The organism is Clostridium oceanicum, from assembly GCF_039521385.1.
In the GTDB taxonomy this organism is placed as follows: Bacteria; Bacillota; Clostridia; order Clostridiales; family Clostridiaceae; genus Clostridium_F; species Clostridium_F oceanicum.
The window spans coordinates 303975-324645 of record NZ_BAAACG010000008.1; the positions used below are offsets into that span (position 1 = coordinate 303975).

Here is a 20671-nt window from a genome sequence, read left to right on the forward strand (position 1 = left end):
TCTGAATATTATATAATTTATTTAACAAACATAATAATATATTTGTTTGGAGGTGGGATCACCATATAATCTTATATCATAATTTGATTTAAGGTCCTAACTCTAAAAGTTTTAATTATCATTTCAATATTTAGTTTTAATTTAGATTTTTGCAAGGTACCTACAACGGACTTTAGTGAATTTCTACTGTTATTTTATTTAGTAAAGATAGATTCAGAATCAAAACTTTAAGTTTGGTTACCGAATAATTCTTTACTAAAACTATCACCTTTATTTTTTATTATCCAACATGTAAACCTATACTAAAATATTAAAGTGAAAGGAGAATTGTACAAGCTCTTTTATTAATAATATAAAATTTGAAAGGAGTTGTTTTTTACACCTATATTCAAATTATAAGTAGAGAAAGGAGCTGTTTTATAAAAATCCTTTATCAAAATGTATATAAAGAAAGGAGTGTTTGTAAAAGCAACTTTTTAATATAAAAAAAACATATTAATTTATTAAATATAAAAAGAAAGGATTGTTAGAAATTCAAGTAGCATCAGAAGAATCATCAAATGAGTTAGGATCTATTTAACCTACTATTTATATAAATACTTTATATAAATAGTAGGTTTTTGTATTTATTATTTAGTTTTACAATTATGTTTACCCTATAGTTATTTTATATTATTTTTTATTTTTAGATGATAATCTAAAAATATAATTTTCTCCATATTTTTCTCTTATTCCATCAATAGTTCTATCTAAATTTGAGCTTTTATTTTTCTTTTTATCTTCAAACAAAGTTACTTGATAGTACTCTTCTTTACATATATTAGATATACTAACACCTAATAATCTTATAGGTTCATTATTCCACATTTCTAAGAATAATTTTTTGCTTATATTATAAACCTCTTCTGTAGAACTAGTAGAATTTTTTATCTTCTTTTGATGAGAATAATCTTTAAAATCATTATTTCTTATAGTTACAGAAATAGATAAACAATTCTTTTTAAGTTTTCTTAATCTATAACAAACATCTTCGCTTAAATTTAATAATACTTTAAAAGCCTCTTCTTTTTTTGTTATATTATAAGATAAGGTTGTTGAAGAACTTATACATTTATTTTTATACCCTTCATTCTTAACTTCTGAATTATCTATACCGTTTGCATAATTCCAAATCATGATTCCATATTTTTTAAATTTCCCTTTAGTTAATTGAAGAGGCATATTAGCTAAATCACCTATAGTATATACACCTATAGTATTTAATTTTTGTTTTGATTTTTCTCCTACCATAAATAAATTTTCTACTGGAAGTGGCCACATCTTTTCTTTTATTTCATTTTTATAAAGAGTATGTATTTTATTAGGTTTTTCAAAATCTGATGCCATTTTAGCTAATACTTTATTAGTTGATATACCAATGTTTACAGTAAACCCAAGTTCTTTATGTATTTTTTCTTTTATTTCTAAAGCAAGTTTTATAGGTTCCTTATAATTACTATAAGTTAAATCTAAAAAGCATTCATCTATAGAAAATTTTTCAATTCTTTCAGTATATGCAGAAAGTAAATTCATTAAATCCTTACTAGATTTTTTATAAACATCAAAATTAGGCCTAACTATAGTTAATTTACTACACTTTTTTTTAGCACTAAAAATACTTTCTCCAGTCTTAATCCCATATTTTTTAGCTATATGTGATTTTGCTAATACAACACCTTTTCTTTGGCTTATATCTCCACCTATTACTGAAGGTATTTCCCTCAAATCTACTTTTTCACCTTTATTGATTAAATCCACAGCAGTCCATGATAAAAAAGCTGAATTAACATCTACATGAAATATAATTTTATTCAAATCTATAAGGCCACTCCTTTTTATTTTTAAATTGTTATCTACTTTCTAAAAATCTTTTACATTCTTCTATTTCATTTTGAGCATGATAATATCTTGCTTTATCGCTTATAATAACTTTTTTAAAAGTATTTATAGCTTCTTTATACTTTTCTTTATTTTTCAATTTAATTGCTAAAGAATAATAATTTTTAGACTCAACAAGTTTTTTAACTTTTTCAATCTTTATATATACTTCTTTATCTACTTTATAATCAAGAGCTTTTTTATAACTTTTTACAGCTTGGCTATATTCTTCAACATTTGAATGCTGATTACCCTCTATAATAAATTTTTTATAATTTTTAGAAAGATTATAGTAATAAGTTAAAAATGCTGATATAACTAAAAGTATTAAAAAAAGAACTGTATACAAAACAAATTTTAAATTTGATTTTTTCTTTTTACTACTGTTTTTTAAAGAAGATCTTTTAGCCTTTGATTTTTTTAAATTTGATTTAGATTTTCTTTTTTTCCTCTTATGAGTATCTTTTAAAATAGCATCTCTATTTGAAGTATTACTATTTCTTCTTTTTTTAACAGTTCTACTATTTTTCTTAATTGTTTTAACTTTATTATTTGCACTAGTATTCACACCGATCCCCCCAATGTTTTGTAATATTTATAAGCCATTAATATCTAAGTGGAATATTAGATTTTCCTATATTAAGATTTCTATATTTTTCACTTTCTAAAAAAGACATCAATCCAATTTCTGCAATATCTAAATTATTTTTAGGTCCTATAGTTATGGATTTTATAGGTATGTTTCTATAATTTTTATGGTCAATTTTCTTAAAACTTAACTTTATATAAGGTATAAATACCCTATTAGATATTCTATGATTAACTACTCTATTTTTCAACTCATTATTTATAAATCTAAATACTATTCTACATTCTTCTTCTTCTTTAAAACTAGGATTTTTTAAGAATATAGATATATATGATATATCATACATAACACAAGCAACTAAAACTTTAAATTCCCTACTATCTATAAAATCGTAATAATCTTTGTAAATGTTATATAAAAATAAAATTCTTTCTTTTAATATTTTTTGTTGACAATCCTTTTTATAAATAACTTCTCCAAAATCGAATAAAAAATCTTCATCATTTATTTGTATAGGTCTTTCATGTTTATCTTTAAAATAATAATATCTTTTATCAAACATTCCTCTTAATTTTTCACTATTAAATCCTACATTATATCCATCATAATCTGAATAATTTGACCACAATGCCAAAGAATCTCTATTTGTTGTTAAAGATAATATATAAGTATCCCCTAAATCTTTATCCATATTATTCAAAAGGTTATCAATAGTTTTTTTAAAAAATTTATCAAAATTAGAATGTAAATCTAAAAATTCATCACATATATTATGTATTAATTCTTTGGTATAATTTATTTCTGTACTATCATTCATATACTTACTATTTGAAAGCCATAATGTTTCATTTTTTAATATATTATCTAAAACACTTATACTAGTATAATAATATAATATCTCTGGTTTTTTATCTTGGTAAATGGATAGATTTTCTGTAAAAAATTTTCTATCTTTTTTAAATTTATTAGTATACTCTTTTATAGAATCTAAAGACTTTGATTCTTTCATTATAAATCCCCCTTCTTTAGTTAATTAAATTGTATAAGACTGATTTAAATGAATCACTATTAATATACTAGCCTTATTTGTAAGCTACACCTTTCTTAAACCCTTATAATACGAAGATTAAAATCATACATCTTTGTAAACACACCTAAAAGCTTTCCCTTATTATTTGTTTTAATATACCTAATTAATATTATTTTTCCCTTTTATAAAATAATTATTAAAAAATCTAAAAGGTCTAATTCCTATTTAATCTTGGAATCAGACCTTAGTAAGATAATCTTTATTTTACACCTATCTACTTAATAAATATTATTTCATTATCATCTTTCTAAATTTGTTATAATTATAATCTAACTATCTAAATCTTTACTTGCTGCCATTTCCACTTGTGATTTCTTAGAATATTTTATTTTTTTCTCATAATTGGAATACATTTTATACCCTAAGTAAATAAGTAGCAATGGACCCCCTATAGTAAGTGATTCATAGTATACTATTTGTCCAACTGTTTTATAGTCTGCTGGTGGAACAAAAGAAGTTACTATACCAAGCACTACACATAAAAACCCTACAATACCAACTAAAATTGAAAATTTCTTTGATTTTGATATTTCGTAAGTCTCACTTTTAACTCCAGCTTTTTCTTTTTTCTTTATTTTTATATATGCACCAAACATTAATATATAAGGAATTAATCCTGTTATAGCTGTCATTATTATAAGTATAGAATAAATAGCATTTACTGATGGTAATAATGTAGTTACTGTTATTACTACAGATATTCCTATAGCTTGAACTATCATAGCATTTGTAGGAACATGATTTTTATTTTCTTTTGTTAAAAACTTAGGTAATACGCCTTTTTTAGAACTTTCAAATAGCATAGTTATAGGAGACATTATATATAAACTTATTCCACCTAAACCTTCTATAGTCATAAGCACTGCCATTAAAGTTAAAAACCATCCACCTATACCAAATTGTTTTGTTATAAGTCTAAAAGCTTCTATAAGTCCATTAGCTGCTCCTATTTGATCTGCTGAAACAACAAAAGTTATTGCAGATGAACATAATACATATAAAATGGTTATAAATATTGCACAAAATATTATAGCCTTAGGAAACGTTTTCTTGGCATTTTCAACTTCACCTGCAAAAGCTGCTGTTACTTCTGCACCAGTTAAACCAAACATTAATGAAGATAACAAAGCTAAATTAGAAGGCTTAGTTAAATCTGGTATCATAGCTTGTGCAGTATAATGAGTAGCTAGTGGTCTATGTAAAACAAAAGCTGATACATAACCTAATATTATAATTAAAATTCCTGGGATAATGCTTCCTACAAGCCCTCCTACTACTGCAAACCATTTTCCTTTACCTGTACCTTTAAAATTAAATAAAGTTATAAACCAAAATACTCCTAAAACAACAAATAGGTTATAAAACTTATTATTTGCTAGGGCAGGATCTATTACATAAGCAAAGGTTACCGCTATGTATGTTAAAAATCCTGGATAAAAAAACAATTTACTTACCCAGTTAAGCCAGGTTACTTGAAATCCCATTTTATCCCCATATGCTTCCTTTACCCATACATATACCCCACCTTGCTCTGGATATTTTCCACCAAGTTCTGCTGATACTAAAGCACTTGGTATAAAGAAAAGTAACGCCGCTAAAGCCCATAATGCTGCAACAGATGCTCCATATTCTGCTGAAGCTGCTACCCATCTTAACCCTAAGATAGCTGTCATAGTCATTAATACTAAATCTCTAAATTTTATTGACTTTTTCACTTTTATTGCCTCCTGTCTATGTTTTATTATTAAGTTGATGCAGAGTGTTAAATATCAATGCAATTTTAGTGATATTTTTAACATATATTTTACAATTTGATATTACTATACTTAAAAATTAAATTCAAGATATAAATGAATAATTTTACATATACGTATATATTTATAAAATAAGTTAATATATTAGCATTTTTCATTCCACTGACTATGCTTAAAAATACAATATATTCATTATTTTACATTTGCAATTAATTATACAATATATCTAAGCTTATAGATTTATTTCAATTTACTGATTATTCACTATTTTATGTATTTACTCTTTAAATTTTGATATATTTTTAACTTATTTTGTTATAACATTAACTTTCTCTTTTATACTTACATTCCCTATTTAACCTACTAAAGTTTCTATAGTCCTATAACCTCTTAATATATTTCTTTATAACCATACTGAATAAAGTATATAACATAATTCTATACTACTGACTATTTATAAATATATAATTCATATAGATATTTTTTTAAAATAAAAATGATATACTTCAAGTTATTTTTTATTTCACTTGAAATATATCATTTATTTCATCCCTAATTTTAAATTGCTACTTTCATTTCATGGCTTCTTTTTAAATTTTTCATTTCTCTAAAAATAAGTACTGCAGTAACTACAGATGATATTGCGTCAGATATAGGACCACACATCCATACCCCTTCAAGTCCTAACTTATTTGGTAAAATTAAAAGTAATGGTATTAAAATAATTACCTGTCTTAACAAACTTAAAAATGTTGCAATTTTAGCCTTACCAACTGCCTGAAAGTAATTTGATGCTACTACTTGAAATCCTATTATAGGAAGCATAAGCAAAAATGTTTTTATCCCTTTTACTCCTATATCTATAAGCTTAGGATCTTTGTTAAATATCTTTATTATAGCCTCTGGGAATATTTGAACTAATGAAAATCCAACAACAACAATACAAGTAGCGGCTATTATAGCTATTTTAAGTGTATCTTTTACTCTCTTATACTGCTGAGCTCCAAAATTGTATCCAATTATAGGTTGAGAACCTTGATTAATTCCAAATATAGGCATTAAAAATACCAAACTTACACTAGTTATTATAGTCATAGCTCCTATAGCTAAATCTCCACCTGTTGATTTAAGTGCATTATTAGTTATAATATTTACAGCACTAGCGGCAAGTTGCATAAAAAATGGTGCCATCCCTATAGAAAAAATAGATAAAACTATATCTTTTTTTATTTTCAAATTTTCTTTTTTAATCTTTAAAGAGCTTTTCTTTCCTACAAAATAAGATATTACCCATATTGTATTAGCTGTTTGTGAAATTATTGTAGCTATAGCTCCACCTCTTATTCCCATATTAAATACAAATATAAATATAGGATCTAATATTAAGTTTAAGATTGCTCCTAAAAGCATAGTAATCATAGCCATCTTAGGATTTCCTTCTGCTCTTATTGAGTTATTTAATCCAAATCCTAATCCATTAGTTATACATCCAAGTAATATTATAACTATATATTGTTTTGCAAAACCAAAAGTAGCATCACTTGCTCCAAAGGATTTTAAAATAGGATCAATAAAAATCACACCTATTATCCCTATAGAAACCATTATTATGCAAAGAAGAGTAAAAGCATTTCCTAATATTTTTTCTGCTTCATCTTTTCTTTTTTGACCTAATCTAATAGAAATAAGTGCAGCTGCTCCTATTCCAACTAACATTGAAAAAGCCATGATCATTGTCATTATAGGAAGTGTTAATCCAACTCCTGTTATAGCTAAAGATCCTACCCCTTTAATATGACCTATATATGCTCTATCTACAATATTATAAAGGGCATTTACCATCATACCAACTATAGCCGGAATAGAAAACCTCCATAATAGTCTTTTTATATTTTCTTTTCCTAATTGTTTTTGTCTATCCAAATTATAACCTCCCTAATCTAGCTGACTTTTATATGTAGAATAATTTTTTATTGCTCTCTCCAGTAAATTTACCATAGATTCTTTTTCTTCTTTTTCGAAATCTTTATAGACTATTTCATTCCATTTTTTTATAGATTCATATATAACTTTTTTTATATTTAACCCTTCTTTTGTAATAAATATTCTATTTATCCTCTTATCATTTCCATCAATTTCTCTATACACATATCCTTCTTTTTCTAACTTCTTTATAGCTCTAGCTGTAGTTCCTTTATTTATATGAAGTGCCTCACTTATATTTTCTTGACTCATTCCATTGTTATTAAAAAGATAAATTAAAAAAATATACTGTCCACTACCTATATTGTACTTTTCTAATTTTTTGCTTATATAACATTTTCCCATTCTATTTATTATTCCTATATGTTTTCCAATTTGTTTAGTTTTATCTTCCAATCTAATTCCTCCATATGAATAATAATTTTAAGCTTTAAATAAAGCTTTCTGCTCCATATACAACTTAGAAATATTTATCTATATATATGTGATCTCCATTTCAAAACTACAAATAATAGAATCATTTAAATATCTAATACTTCAAATTAAAAATATAGTTGCAATAACAACAATATATACTATATCACAACATAGTTGTCATAACAACTATGTTATATATATAACAACTAAAATTCTTTCTTTTCTTTTTAATTTCTACATATATTTTAATAAAATAATTATTTTAAAACTTTATAATAGAATTTTTTCTTATAAATTTGAATTATGTAATTAAGTAAATTTCAAAATGATATCGTTTACTAGAGGTAGAAGATTATAATTTAAACTAATTTTATATTTTTGAATGTTAATTATCATTTTTATTCAAAATATCATATATTTTCATATATATTGAATATTTTGGAATTAAATGATATAATTTTAACATAAGTGTAATAATATTTACTTAATATAAGGAGGTACATTATGGAAACGTTTATAAACGGCATAACTTCTATATCAGATTGGTTATGGGGACCACCTTTAATGATACTATTAGTCGGTGGTGGAATCATTCTTAGTATAAATTTGAAGTTTTTTCAGATTAGATATTTACCTTTCATACTAAAACAAACCTTTGGTAAAATGTTTAGTAAACCTTCTGAAGGTTCAGGAACAATTACCCCTTTCCAAGCAGCCTGTTCTGCTCTAGCATCTACTGTAGGAGCTGCTAATATTGTTGGTGTGCCAGTTGCCATATCTTTTGGTGGACCTGGTGCAGTATTTTGGATGTGGGTAGTTGCAATAATTGGACAAGCTACTAAATTTTCTGAAATTATTCTAGGTATAAAATATAGAGAAAAAAATAAAGAAGGCGAATATGTAGGAGGACCTGTTTATTATCTAAAAAAAGGACTTAAAAATAAACATTTAGGAACTATACTAGCAACTATGTGTTCTTTCTGTTTTATGATAGAAATAATACCTTCAATATCAACTCAATCTCTTTCAGTTTGTCAAACTGTGGAAACAATAGGTGTACCTAAAATAGTAACTGCTATAATTGTTACTTTATTAGTTGCTTTAGTTGTTTATGGTGGTATTAAAAGAATAGGTCAAGTTACTGAAAAACTAGTTCCTATAATGGCTTTAGTTTTCATATTATGTTCAATAATAATTATTATATGTAACATAGATAAACTTCCTCATGCTTTTGGTCTTATATTTAAAGGCGCCTTTACTCCTGTAGCTGCAGCTGGTGGATTCGGTGGATCTGCTATAGCTCAAACTTTAAGATGGGGTGTTGCAAGAGGTACTTATTCTAATGAAGCTGGTATGGGAAGTGCTCCTATAGCTCATGCTGCAGCTGTTACTGATCATCCTGTTCGCCAAGCATTTTGGGGAATATTTGAAATAATAGTTGATACTTTACTTATTTGTACTTTAACTGCTGTTGCAATTATAACTACTGGTGTATGGACTGAAATTGATTCTAGTAATGCTGCTTCAATGCCTTCTGCTGCTTTCCAACATACTTTTGGTGATGCCATAGGTGGTGGAATAGTTTCTATAAGTTTATTACTATTTGTTTTGTCAACTATAATTGTTATAGTTTACTACTGTGAAAAACAGGCTGAAGCATTATTTGGACTTACTGCATCAAAAATAATTAGACTTGTTTGTTTATTTGCAATAATTTACGGCGCTATTGGGGATTTACAACTTTTATTCTCACTACTTGACATATTATTAGCCCTTGTTGTTATTCCAAATATAATTGGTGTTTTAGCAATGAGAAAGGAAGTAACAGAATTAAAAGAAGAATTTTTCTCAAATCCTAAATACTATCCCGGTGCTAAAACAGTTAATAAAGATGAGTCTTTTAAAGCATAAAATATTTTAAAAAAATAATAATCTATAAAAATATGAATTTAATCTGAAATTATAAAAACAGTGTAATTTAAAGATATCTTATTAAAGATAAACTTTAAAATTATACTGTTTTTTTATATAAAATACTTTTATATCATTTATTTTTATGTCTTTAATTTAATAATATTACTAGTCTACCTTTTATATAATCTTCATATCTATTATATATAATTATATTTTAGGAGGGTAGAAAATGATTAAATTTAAATTCAAAAATAATACTCTAATAAAAATCAGTATATTAATTTTTGCTTTATCCTTATGTTTCCTTGTAATATCTTTTAAAACTATAAAAAACAATAAACCTTCTTTAACTTCAATGACCGTTAAAGAAAAATTAATAGAAATAAATGAATTATCAGTAAATAAATATTGTTATACAAAAGTAATAAAAGAAGAAAATTCAAAAAAATTTTCCAATATAGAACTTCCCTTTACTCAAAAATACTTTATAGTTAAATATGATGGTACAATAAAATCCGGTATAGATTTGAAATCTTGTTCTATAAAAATAACTAATAAAAACATTCAACTTACAATTCCCAAATCTAAAATTTTAAGTCATTACATAGATGATAACTCTATAGAAGTGTTTGATGAACATTCTGGTCTATTTAACAAATTAAACTTAAAAGATATGCTTAAAGAAATATCCTCTGAAAAAAATAAAGTAGAAAAAGATGTTATAAAAAAAGGACTACTTAAAAAAAGTAATGAATATACCAAAAAATACTTAAAAAATGTTCTTTCTTCTATGGGATTTAAAAAAATAACACTAAAATATAGGTAACCTATATTTTAGTGTTATTTGAACCTTTCTTACAATATTTCTTTCTTATAGTTCTCTCAACAGACCAAGATGGATAAGAAACTAGAAATATAAAAAATATTATTACTGCACCAACTATTATAGGATTTCCTCTAAGGGTAAACTTACTTATTTTAAATATAAAAGAACATATAATTAATATTATCCCAACTATTATTTGTCTTTCAGCTACAAGCTTTATAGCTAAAGATCTAGCTTCATCATTATCTTCTGTAACTTTTCCTGCCCACAACTTAGTATTTTTAGGAGGAATTTTTTTCATAAAAACTCCATTAATTATAAAAAATACGCCTATTAATAAAACAAAACCTACCATATTTAAAAATCCCATTCTTGTTGCTAATAAAAGTAATATAAACGCTGTAATAAGCCCCGTATCTGCAAATTTCAAATTACATCCTTCTCTCTAATAATCCTTATCATTTTATTATCTATTGTTTTTATTTGTTATCTATATATTTTTTATTTCTTATGTATTTTTAGTTATTATACCAATTTTTAAGTATTTCTGTACTTTCTTTGCTTGGATAATAATATTTAAATTCATCTTCTTTACCTATAGCGAAAATAGAAAAGCCTAAATGCCACTGTTGATTTTTAAACACATCTCTATAAGCTTCAAAACAGTTAGCTTGCTCCTGTCCACTTACTACACTGGTAGGAATAGGATTCCAAGGCTCTTTTGCAGCTCCCTTTCTTCTTGGAAAACCTAGTTCACCAAAGAAAATTGGCTTGCCCCATTTTTCACTTAATTTCTTTAGTTCTCCATATATATTCTGATGTCTATTATAAACCTTAGAAGATTTTAAACACTTTTTCAAATATTTGGTTTTATTCTCTTCTTTATCAGATAACTCAAAATATGCTGCTACAGAAATAAAATCTACTTTTGAAAATATTTTATTTTCAAGTTTTTCTTCAAAAGCTTTTTGAGAATTTTTATCTATCTTTGATGTATACCACCAATTTGTTCTATAGGTTATTTTTCCTTTATATTTATTTGATATATTGTCTATTATTTTACACCACTTGTCCTGATACTTTTCCATATTAACAAAATTAGATGCTACATTAACTGCATAAACATCATATGGAATAGCTACTTCTTCAACTATTTTATTCAAAGCTTTATTTTCCCAATTATAAAAAAACTTATCTAAATTATCTGGCTTCCATTTTGTTTCATAAAGTTCACCATTTTTTATAAATGGAAATGCCTCTAATATTACATTTATTCCTCTTCTATTAAGTCTATCAATTAACGTTTTTGCCTTTTCTATACTTTTTCTATTTACAGTAACATTACTTGAATTTAAATCTTTTATATCTATAAGGACAGGTACATTTATTGTATTCAATTTAAACTTCTTTACATCCTCTAATGTTTTATATATCTCATAATCTGGAGCTAAATTACCACTTTTTATTTTTTCTCCCCAAGGTGTCTTTATAACATTAAACTTACGTCTTAATTTTGGAACAGCTACTACATACACAGCTAATAAAATTATAATTCCTATAATCAAAACTAAAACAGATTTATTTTTATTTCTCATGTTAAAATCACTAATCCTCCTTTAAAATATTTATGAAAATGTAACCTTAATTTAAATAGAAAATTTAAGTTTTTTCTCCTTCTTAAAAATCATCAAAACTAAAATAACATACTATAAAATTGTATCATATTTTAAATTCTATCCAAAATTTTATTATTTTACATCTATAATTTAACTTAAAAAAATATATTTTATTAATATTTAATTAATTACATTAAATATATATACATATAATTCAGTATAATTTTACATTTTTCTATTAATTAAATATGTATATATTACCTTTATATTGTATAATATAAATAAATATTTGAAAATTCATTATATTCAAAAAACTAAACAAATTATATTAGGAGGCTATTTTATGTGGGAAACCGAAATTAATATTAATGACATTAAAGAAATACGTGTTAAAACTACAGCTTATCTAGGGGTTGGTGCAATAAATAAAATTAATGATATTTTATCTACCCTTAAAACTATGAACATCGATAAAGTACTTATAATGTCAGGTAAAAATTCTTACAAGTCTACTGGAGCATGGGAGCATGTGAAAAATGCATTAGAATCTAATAGTATAAAATATGTCCTTTATGATAAAGTCACGCCAAATCCAAATGTAATTCAAGTTGATGAAGCCACAGAACTTGGAAAACAGTTTGGAGCAAAAGCTGTTATTGGTATAGGTGGCGGAAGTCCTATAGATGCGGCAAAAAGTGCTGCCATATTATTAGAATACACTGATAAAAATGCCACTGAATTATATGAATATAAATTCACTCCAGAAAAAGCAGTTCCTATTATAGCTATTAACTTAACTCATGGAACTGGTACTGAAGTAGATAGATTCGCAGTAACAACTATCGAAGAAAAAGGCTTTAAACCAGCTATAGCTTATGATTGCATTTATCCCTTATATGCTATAGATGATCCCGCTTTAATGACATCACTTCCTAAAAAACAAACCTTATATGTTTCAATTGATGCTATCAATCACGTTATAGAAGCTGCTACAACTAAAATATCAAATCCACTTGATGTTTTACTAGCAAAAGAAACTATAAGACTTATAGTTAAATATCTTCCAAAAGCAATCGAAAACCCCAATGATTTAGAAGCTAGATACTATTTATCATATGCATCAATGATTGCTGGAACCTCTTTCGATAATGGATTATTACATTTCACTCATGCACTTGAACATCCTTTAAGCGGTATTAAACCTAACTTAACTCACGGATTAGGTTTAGCAATACTCCTTCCTGCAATAATCAAACAAATTTATTCTGCAAAACCAAATACTTTAGCTGATATCTTAGCACCTATGGTAGAAGGCTTAGAGGGAAATCCTTCTGAAGGTAATAAAGCCTCTGAAGGTATAAAAGATTGGCTACATTCAGTTGGAGTAACTGAAACTTTATCTGATGTAGGCTTTGTAGAAAATGATATAGAAAAACTAACAAACTTAGTATTTGATACTCCTAGCCTTGGTCTATTAATAAGTGTAGCTCCTGTTGATGGCACAAAAGATATTGTAAAACAAATATATGCCGATTCATTTTAAAGTTTAAAACTATATTAAAATTTATATATTTAAATATATCTAACATATATAAATTCATAATAAAAATAGGCCCATATTGGCCTATTTTTATTATTTTAAATTTAAAACTTCTGATCTTTATTTTATTCTATATTTTATTTTAAATAAAAATCTATTTATTATAATTAAGTCCACTTGAAAGTTCTTTTACAAACTTCTCTACTTCTTTTGGATCTCCATTACTATCACTAACTTTTTTTACAATAGCAGATCCAACAATTACTCCATCTACTAATCCACTAAATCTTTTAACATCTTCTTTTGTAGATATTCCAAACCCTACTGCTATAGGTAAATTTGTATATTCTCTTACTGAAGATAAAAATTCATCTACTTCTTTATAAAATCCATCCTTCATTCCAGTAACCCCTAATGATGAAATACAATATACAAATCCATTTTTGTCTTTCACTATGTCTTTAATTCTATCTTTTGATGTTGGAGCTATAAGAGGTATTAAAGCTACATCACTACCTTTTATATATTTCATTATTTCTTCTTGTTCTTCATAAGGTAGGTCTGGTATTATAAGTCCATCTATTCCTACATCATTACATTCTTTTACAAACTCTTCTACTCCATAAGCTAAAATTGTATTAAAGTAAACTAAAAATACTAGTGGAATTTCTGTATTTTCTCTAACATTTTCTATACATTTAAATATTTGATTTACTTTCACTCCATTTTCCAGAGCATTTTGTGCTGCATTTTGTATTACTGGGCCATCTGCTAATGGATCTGAAAAAGGTATTCCTATTTCTATTACACTAGCTCCACCTTTTTCTTTTGCATATATTATTTCTTCAGTCTTATCTATAGATGGATCTCCAGCAGTTACATATGTTATTAATGCTTTTTTATTTTGACTTTTAAGTTCATTAAACTTCTTATCTATTCTATTCATTATAATTTTTAGAAACAAATCATTTCTGATTTTTTCTAAATTTCACCTCCAATTTAATTTTTTCACCCTTACTTAGTATTTAATTTATATATCATATACCTTACATTTCATCTCTCATAATTACTTCATTTACTATGATTAAATTTTAAAAATAATAAATATAACTCTAACAATGTAAATCTAACAACTATTATTAAAAATTCTTATATCAAATTACTTAGCTTTATTATTTATATATTTTGCTATAGTATTAACATCTTTATCTCCTCTACCAGATAAATTCACAATAACTACTTCATCTTTATCCATCCTTGGAGCAACCTTCATAAGGTGAGCTATAGCATGAGAACTCTCAAGTGCAGGTATAATTCCTTCTAACTCACAAAGAGTTTTAAAACCTCCTAGTGCTTCTTTATCTGTAACTGATACATATTCTGCCCTTTTTGTCTCTCCTAAAAATGCATGTTCTGGACCAACTCCTGGATAATCTAATCCTGCTGATATTGAATAAGCTGGTTTAATTTGCCCTTCTTCATCTTGTATTAAAAGAGTTTTCATTCCATGAAGTACTCCAACTTTCCCATCTTGAAGTGCCGCTCCATGTTCCCCTGTTTCTATTCCTTTTCCTCCTGCTTCAACTCCAATAAGATCAACTTCACTATTTGAAACAAAAGAATTAAATATTCCCATAGCGTTACTTCCACCACCAACACAAGCAATAACTTTATTTGGAAGTTTCCCTTCAGCTTCTAAGATTTGTTTTTTAGCTTCCTCTCCAATAATCTTTTGGAATTCACGAACCATAGTGGGATAAGGATGAGGACCAACTACTGATCCTATTACATAGAAAGTATCTAAAGGATCTTTTACCCATTGTCTTATTGCTTCATTAGTTGCATCTTTAAGAGTTCTTGTACCAGATTTTACACTTTCAACCTTTGCTCCTAAAAGTTCCATTCTAAATACATTTAAACTTTGTCTTTCTATATCTTCTTCACCCATAAATACAGTACATTCCATATCAAAGAGTGCAGCACCTGTAGCTGTAGCAACTCCATGTTGACCTGCCCCTGTTTCTGCAATTACTTTTTTCTTTCCCATTCTTTTTGCTAAAAGCATTTGTCCTATAACGTTGTTAATCTTATGAGCTCCTGTATGATTTAAATCTTCTCTTTTTAAATATATTTTTGCTCCACCAAGTTTTTTTGTAAGCCTTTCTGCATAATAAAGAGGAGATGGTCTTCCAACATATTGATTTAAATAATACATATACTCTTTTTTAAATTCTTCATCATCTTTGTACTTTATAAAAGCCTCTTCTAAATCCTTTAGTATACTCATTATTGTTTCAGGAACATATTGTCCTCCAAATTGTCCAAATTTTCTATCCATTATTTTTCACCTTCCTAATAAATTTTTTTATCTTTTCTTCATTTTTAATTCCATCTACTTCAACTCCAGAACTTACATCTACAACTTGAGGTTTTATTTTTTCTATAGCTTCCTCTACATTCTCCTCATTAAGTCCTCCAGCTAAAAAAGTAAAATAATTGCTAGATATATCTCCAATAAAATTCCAATCAAAAACTTTACCAGATCCAGCTACAGCTCCATCTACTACAAATCCACAAATATCTTTATATTTTAAAACTTTATTAACTGAATCTTTATTCTTTATAGATATAGCTTTTAAAACTGGTTTGTTTATTTTACTGCACAAATCATTTGTTTCATTTCCATGAAGCTGAACCATATCAAGGCTAGCATACTCTATAATCTCATTTATCCTTTCATAGGGAGTATCAACAAAAACTCCTACTGCTTTTATTTTCCCTTTAAGTCTTTCTTTCATTTTTTTTGCTAATTCTTTTGTAACTTGTCTCTTACTTTTAGCAAAAACAAATCCAACATAATCAATATCATATTTATTTACTATAGATATATCTTTAAGTGACTTTAATCCACAAATCTTAACCTTTGTATTCATAGGCCTCCTTTAACTCCTTTGCCTTTTTTAAAATATCCTTAGATTTCATAAAACTTTCACCTACAAGAATTCCATCTATGTCTTTTAAAAACTTTATATCTTCTTTTTCTTTAATACCACTTTCACTTACAACTAAAATATCTTTTGGTATATCTTTTTTTAAATTCAAAGTAGTATTTAAATCTACTGAAAAATCCTTTAAGTTTCTATTATTTATGCCAATAATTTTAGCGCCACATTCTAAAGCTATATAGAGTTCCTTTTTTGTATGAACTTCCAATAAAGCATCTAAATCTAAAGAATGTACTATCTTTATAAATTCTTTTAATTTCTCTTTTTTTAATATAGAAGTTATAAGAAGTACTGAACTTGCACCATTTATTCTAGCTTCATAAATTTGCCTTTCATCTATAATAAAATCTTTTCTCAATATAGGAATCTGAGCTACTTCACTAGCTTGTCTTAAATAATCTATATCTCCCATGAAAAAGTGTTTTTCAGTAAGGACAGATATAGCATCTACTGCCTTGTTATATAAACTCCCAAGCCTTCTAGGATTAAAATCTTTTTTTATAATACCTTTTGATGGAGATGCTTTTTTTATCTCACCTATTATAGATAAACCTTCCTTTTTTATAGCTTCATAAAAACTTACTGGTTTTTTCATAGAATCAATTATATTTTTATATTCTTCTTTAGATAAAAATTTTTTTTCTTTTAATGTTTCTCTTTTTTTGTCTGTAATTTGGTCTAATATCATTTATCACACCTCCTGTATAAAAATATTCCAATAATTATTTGTGTCTAAATATTGTTTTCCTAATATTAAAAATTTTCTTAATATATTGTATAGATTCTAGTATAATAAAACTGAGTATTACATTAATATTTAAATTTTCATACTATAAATCTTAAGAAAATGTTTTAGTATATTCTCTAAATTCTCTTAGTTTTTCTTTTGCTTTTTCACTATCAATAATTTTCTTAGCTAAGTTTATTCCTTCTTCAATGGAATTCAAATTTTTATTTACATAAAGAGCTGCTCCACTATTTAAAAGAACGATATCTCTTTTAGCACTTATCTCTCCATCAAATATGTCATTTATAATCTTTGCATTATCTTTTGCTGTTCCCCCTAAAACTTCACTTATATCATGTCTTTTAAATCCAAAATCTTCTGGTGTTATATAATAAGTTTTTATTTTATCTTTATAAAGTTCAGTTACTTTTGTTTTATCTGAAATTGAAATCTCATCTAATCCATCCATTCCATGGACAACTAAAGCATGTTTAACTCCTAAATTTTTTAAAACTTCTGCCATAGTTTCTGTTAATCTTTCATCAAATACTCCAACTACTTGACTTCTAGCTTTAGCTGGATTTGTTAATGGACCTAATATATTAAAAATAGTTCTAAATCCAAGCTCTTTTCTAACTGGCATAGCATGTTTCATGGCTTTATGAAAAGATGGAGCAAACAAAAATCCTATATTTTGATTTCTAACACACTCCTCTACTGCTTTAGGATTTAAATTTATATTAACTCCAAGTTCTTCTAAAACATCTGCACTTCCACTTTTACTAGAAACTGATCTATTTCCATGTTTAGAAACAAAACATCCCGCTGCAGCACATACAAAAGCTGATGCCGTTGAAATATTAAAAGTTCCTAAGTTATCTCCTCCTGTTCCACAGGTGTCTAATGTATATAAATCATCTAAATTTATTTTTTCAGCTTTTTCTCTCATAACTTTTGCTCCACCAGTAATTTCAATAGGTGTTTCTCCTTTTAGTTTTAATGCTGTTAAAAAGCTTCCAATTACTGATAAGCTGCTCTTTCCATTCATTATCTCTCTTAAAGCTTCTATCATTTCTTCTTCTGTTAAATTTTTTTTATCTATAACTTTAATTAGTGCAGATTTTAACATTTGTTTATCCTCCTTTTAAATTTCACCTTGCTATTTATATATTTTTTATTATTTAGATAGCTATATACATTTAGTAAATACTACCTTAAGCTAATTGATTAATTATTAGTTAGCTTTAATAAAATTTTCTATCATCTTCATACCCTGCTCTGTATATATAGATTCTGGATGAAACTGAAGTCCATAAACTTTATAACATTTATGCTGTATAGCCATAATTTCACCATCATCTGTTTTAGATATAATTTCAAACTCATCTGACAAAGTTTTTTCATCTACAGAAAGAGAATGATATCTTGCAACTTTTATTGGATTTTTTAAATTTTTAAATATTCCTTTTCCATTATGCTTAATAATAGATGGTTTACCATGATAAATTTCTTTTGCATATGTTATTTTGCTACCAAAAACTTGTCCTATACATTGATGTCCAAGACATATACCAAGAATAGGAATTTTATCATAAAAGTTTTTTATTACTTCCATACATATTCCAGCTTCATTTGGTGTCTTAGGTCCTGGAGAAATCACTATTTTATCTGGATTTAGATTTGATATTTCTTCTATTGTTATTTCATCATTTCTATAAACTTTAATCTCATCGAACCTTCCTAAATATTGATATAAGTTGTATGTAAATGAATCATAATTATCTATTAAAAGTATCATTATTCTTCCATCCTTCCTACTACTTTTATTAAAGCCCTAACTTTATTTTGAGTTTCTTCATATTCTTTTTCTGGTATAGAATCTTTTACAATTCCAGCACCAGCTTGCATATAAGCTATATCATCTTTTATAAGCATTGTTCTTATTGTTATGCATGTATCCATATTTCCATCAAAACTAAAGTAACCAATTGCTCCCCCGTACAAACTTCTCTTTTCTTTTTCAAGTTCTTCAATAATTTCCATAGCTCTTATTTTAGGAGCACCAGATAAAGTTCCTGCTGGTAAAAATGTAGGTAAGATATCAAATGAATCTTTCTTTTTTTCTTTTAATCCTTCTACTAAGGAAACTAAATGCATAACATGAGAATAATTTTTTACTTTCATAAACTCTACTACATCAACTGATCCTATTTTAGATACTCTCCCCATATCATTTCTTGCTAAATCAACAAGCATTACATGCTCCGCTTTTTCCTTTTCATCTCCTATAAGATCTAAAGCTAATTTATCATCTTCCTCTTTATTTTCTCCTCTTTTTCTTGTTCCAGCTATAGGGCATGTATAAACCTTATCTTTATTTACATTAACAAGCATTTCCGGGGAGCTTCCAACTATTTTATATTCCCCAAAATTTAAATAAAACAGATAAGGAGATGGATTTAAAGATCTTAATCTTCTATATATAATAAAAGGGTCTTCTTCAACTTTTACATTCCATCTTTGAGATAAAACTACTTGAAATATATCTCCTTCAACAATGTACTCTTTTGCTTTTTTAACCATTTCTAAATATTCTTCTTTTGAAAGGTTACTTTTTGCTATATTGTTAAAATTCAAAGTCTTCTGACTAATTTTATTAATTTTTACATCACTTTTACTTATTATTTCTTCTATTTTACTAATCTTTTTATCTGCTCTCATTTGTCCTTCTTTACTATCTTCATCTAATATAACAATTATAATTTGGTCTTTTAAATGATCATAGACTATAAAGTCTTTAACAATCATAAAATCTACATCCGGTATATCTAGAAAATCTTTTGTTCCATTTGGTATTTTTTCATATTGACGAATGACATCATAGGCCATACTACCAATTACTCCACCTACAAAAGGAAAATCCTCTTTATTTATAACTTTAAAATTATTCATATATTCTCTTGTTATATCTAGTACTTTTCCCTCTTTAGTTTCTGATTTAAGGCCCTCTACAATAGTTACTTCATTTCCTTTACCACTTATTTTAGAACCATCGTTTTTCCCTATAAATGAATATCTCCCTTTATCTAAATCTTTGGTTTCAAGTAAAAACCCTCTGCTTTTACCAACATATTTTTTATATAAAGTTATTGGTGTTTCAATATCACCTGGAATTATTTTAGTATAAATTTTTAAAATTTTATTATTCATTTCTTTCCCTTATATAGTAAATATTTATTAAAATCTACTATACTTTTCCCTTCATAAAAATTATTTTATTATATTTATTTTTT

General features: G+C 26.2%; 18 protein-coding genes. 3 read left to right on the forward strand and 15 right to left on the reverse strand.

Annotated elements, in window-relative coordinates:
* Positions 1-672: 672 nt before the first annotated feature.
* The 6 genes from ABDZ71_RS07570 to ABDZ71_RS07595 form a co-directional block, all read right to left on the reverse strand.
* Complete coding sequence (locus ABDZ71_RS07570) at positions 673-1854, reverse strand: Y-family DNA polymerase (protein WP_343760453.1); 1182 nt, start codon at positions 1852-1854, stop codon at positions 673-675.
* A gap of 34 nt (positions 1855-1888) precedes the next feature.
* On the reverse strand, positions 1889-2485 hold the full coding sequence (locus ABDZ71_RS07575) for a hypothetical protein (protein WP_343760455.1): 597 nt from the start codon (positions 2483-2485) through the stop codon (positions 1889-1891).
* A gap of 37 nt (positions 2486-2522) precedes the next feature.
* Complete coding sequence (locus tag ABDZ71_RS07580; protein WP_343760457.1) at positions 2523-3515, reverse strand: DUF2971 domain-containing protein; 993 nt, start codon at positions 3513-3515, stop codon at positions 2523-2525.
* Positions 3516-3865: 350 nt separating this feature from the next.
* Positions 3866-5311, reverse strand: coding sequence for an APC family permease (locus ABDZ71_RS07585; protein WP_343760458.1), 1446 nt, complete (start codon positions 5309-5311; stop codon positions 3866-3868).
* Positions 5312-5908: 597 nt separating this feature from the next.
* Positions 5909-7273: an MATE family efflux transporter gene (locus ABDZ71_RS07590; RefSeq protein ID WP_343760460.1), complete on the reverse strand. Its 1365-nt coding sequence runs from the start codon at positions 7271-7273 to the stop codon at positions 5909-5911.
* Positions 7274-7285: 12 nt separating this feature from the next.
* The gene (locus ABDZ71_RS07595; RefSeq protein WP_343760462.1) at positions 7286-7729 is read right to left on the reverse strand and encodes a MarR family winged helix-turn-helix transcriptional regulator; all 444 of its coding nucleotides are present in this window, start codon (positions 7727-7729) and stop codon (positions 7286-7288) included.
* Between the two features lie 525 nt (positions 7730-8254).
* Between ABDZ71_RS07595 and ABDZ71_RS07600 the strand changes: the two genes are divergently transcribed.
* On the forward strand, positions 8255-9661 hold the full coding sequence (locus ABDZ71_RS07600) for an alanine/glycine:cation symporter family protein (RefSeq protein WP_343760464.1): 1407 nt from the start codon (positions 8255-8257) through the stop codon (positions 9659-9661).
* Between the two features lie 232 nt (positions 9662-9893).
* On the forward strand, positions 9894-10490 hold the full coding sequence (locus ABDZ71_RS07605) for a DUF4230 domain-containing protein (RefSeq protein WP_343760466.1): 597 nt from the start codon (positions 9894-9896) through the stop codon (positions 10488-10490).
* Between the two features lies 1 nt (position 10491).
* On the opposite strand, the gene ABDZ71_RS07610 is transcribed toward ABDZ71_RS07605, so the two are convergent.
* Positions 10492-10920 carry a hypothetical protein gene (locus ABDZ71_RS07610; protein WP_343760468.1) on the reverse strand — a complete coding sequence of 143 codons (429 nt, stop codon included), beginning with the start codon at positions 10918-10920 and terminating at the stop codon, positions 10492-10494.
* An 88-nt stretch (positions 10921-11008) separates the two neighbouring features.
* Positions 11009-12085, reverse strand: coding sequence for a glycoside hydrolase family 113 (locus tag ABDZ71_RS07615; protein WP_343760470.1), 1077 nt, complete (start codon positions 12083-12085; stop codon positions 11009-11011).
* Between the two features lie 364 nt (positions 12086-12449).
* Here ABDZ71_RS07615 and ABDZ71_RS07620 point away from each other — a divergent pair, with 364 nt between their 5' ends.
* Positions 12450-13649 (forward strand): iron-containing alcohol dehydrogenase, encoded by a 1200-nt coding sequence (locus ABDZ71_RS07620; protein ID WP_343760472.1) that lies wholly within the window; start codon positions 12450-12452, stop codon positions 13647-13649.
* Between the two features lie 151 nt (positions 13650-13800).
* On the opposite strand, the gene trpA is transcribed toward ABDZ71_RS07620, so the two are convergent.
* The 7 genes from trpA to trpE all read right to left on the reverse strand — a co-directional run bounded on the left by trpA (position 13801) and on the right by trpE (position 20588).
* The gene (trpA, locus tag ABDZ71_RS07625; protein ID WP_343760473.1) at positions 13801-14592 is read right to left on the reverse strand and encodes a tryptophan synthase subunit alpha; all 792 of its coding nucleotides are present in this window, start codon (positions 14590-14592) and stop codon (positions 13801-13803) included.
* A 213-nt stretch (positions 14593-14805) separates the two neighbouring features.
* The gene (gene trpB, locus ABDZ71_RS07630) at positions 14806-15984 is read right to left on the reverse strand and encodes a tryptophan synthase subunit beta (RefSeq protein WP_343760474.1); all 1179 of its coding nucleotides are present in this window, start codon (positions 15982-15984) and stop codon (positions 14806-14808) included.
* Positions 15977-16579, reverse strand: coding sequence for a phosphoribosylanthranilate isomerase (locus ABDZ71_RS07635; protein ID WP_343760475.1), 603 nt, complete (start codon positions 16577-16579; stop codon positions 15977-15979). Before ABDZ71_RS07635 ends, trpB begins: the two co-directional genes overlap by 8 nt.
* A complete protein-coding gene (gene trpC / locus ABDZ71_RS07640; RefSeq protein ID WP_343760476.1) occupies positions 16563-17339 on the reverse strand; it encodes an indole-3-glycerol phosphate synthase TrpC in 777 nt (258 codons plus the stop codon). Before trpC ends, ABDZ71_RS07635 begins: the two co-directional genes overlap by 17 nt.
* 151 nt (positions 17340-17490) lie before the next feature.
* Positions 17491-18507 (reverse strand): anthranilate phosphoribosyltransferase, encoded by a 1017-nt coding sequence (trpD, locus tag ABDZ71_RS07645; protein WP_343760479.1) that lies wholly within the window; start codon positions 18505-18507, stop codon positions 17491-17493.
* 105 nt (positions 18508-18612) lie between these two features.
* On the reverse strand, positions 18613-19176 hold the full coding sequence (locus ABDZ71_RS07650; RefSeq protein ID WP_343760480.1) for an anthranilate synthase component II: 564 nt from the start codon (positions 19174-19176) through the stop codon (positions 18613-18615).
* A complete protein-coding gene (gene trpE, locus ABDZ71_RS07655; RefSeq protein WP_343760481.1) occupies positions 19176-20588 on the reverse strand; it encodes an anthranilate synthase component I in 1413 nt (470 codons plus the stop codon). The genes ABDZ71_RS07650 and trpE overlap by 1 nt, the downstream gene beginning before the upstream one ends.
* Between the last annotated feature and the right edge of the window lie 83 nt (positions 20589-20671).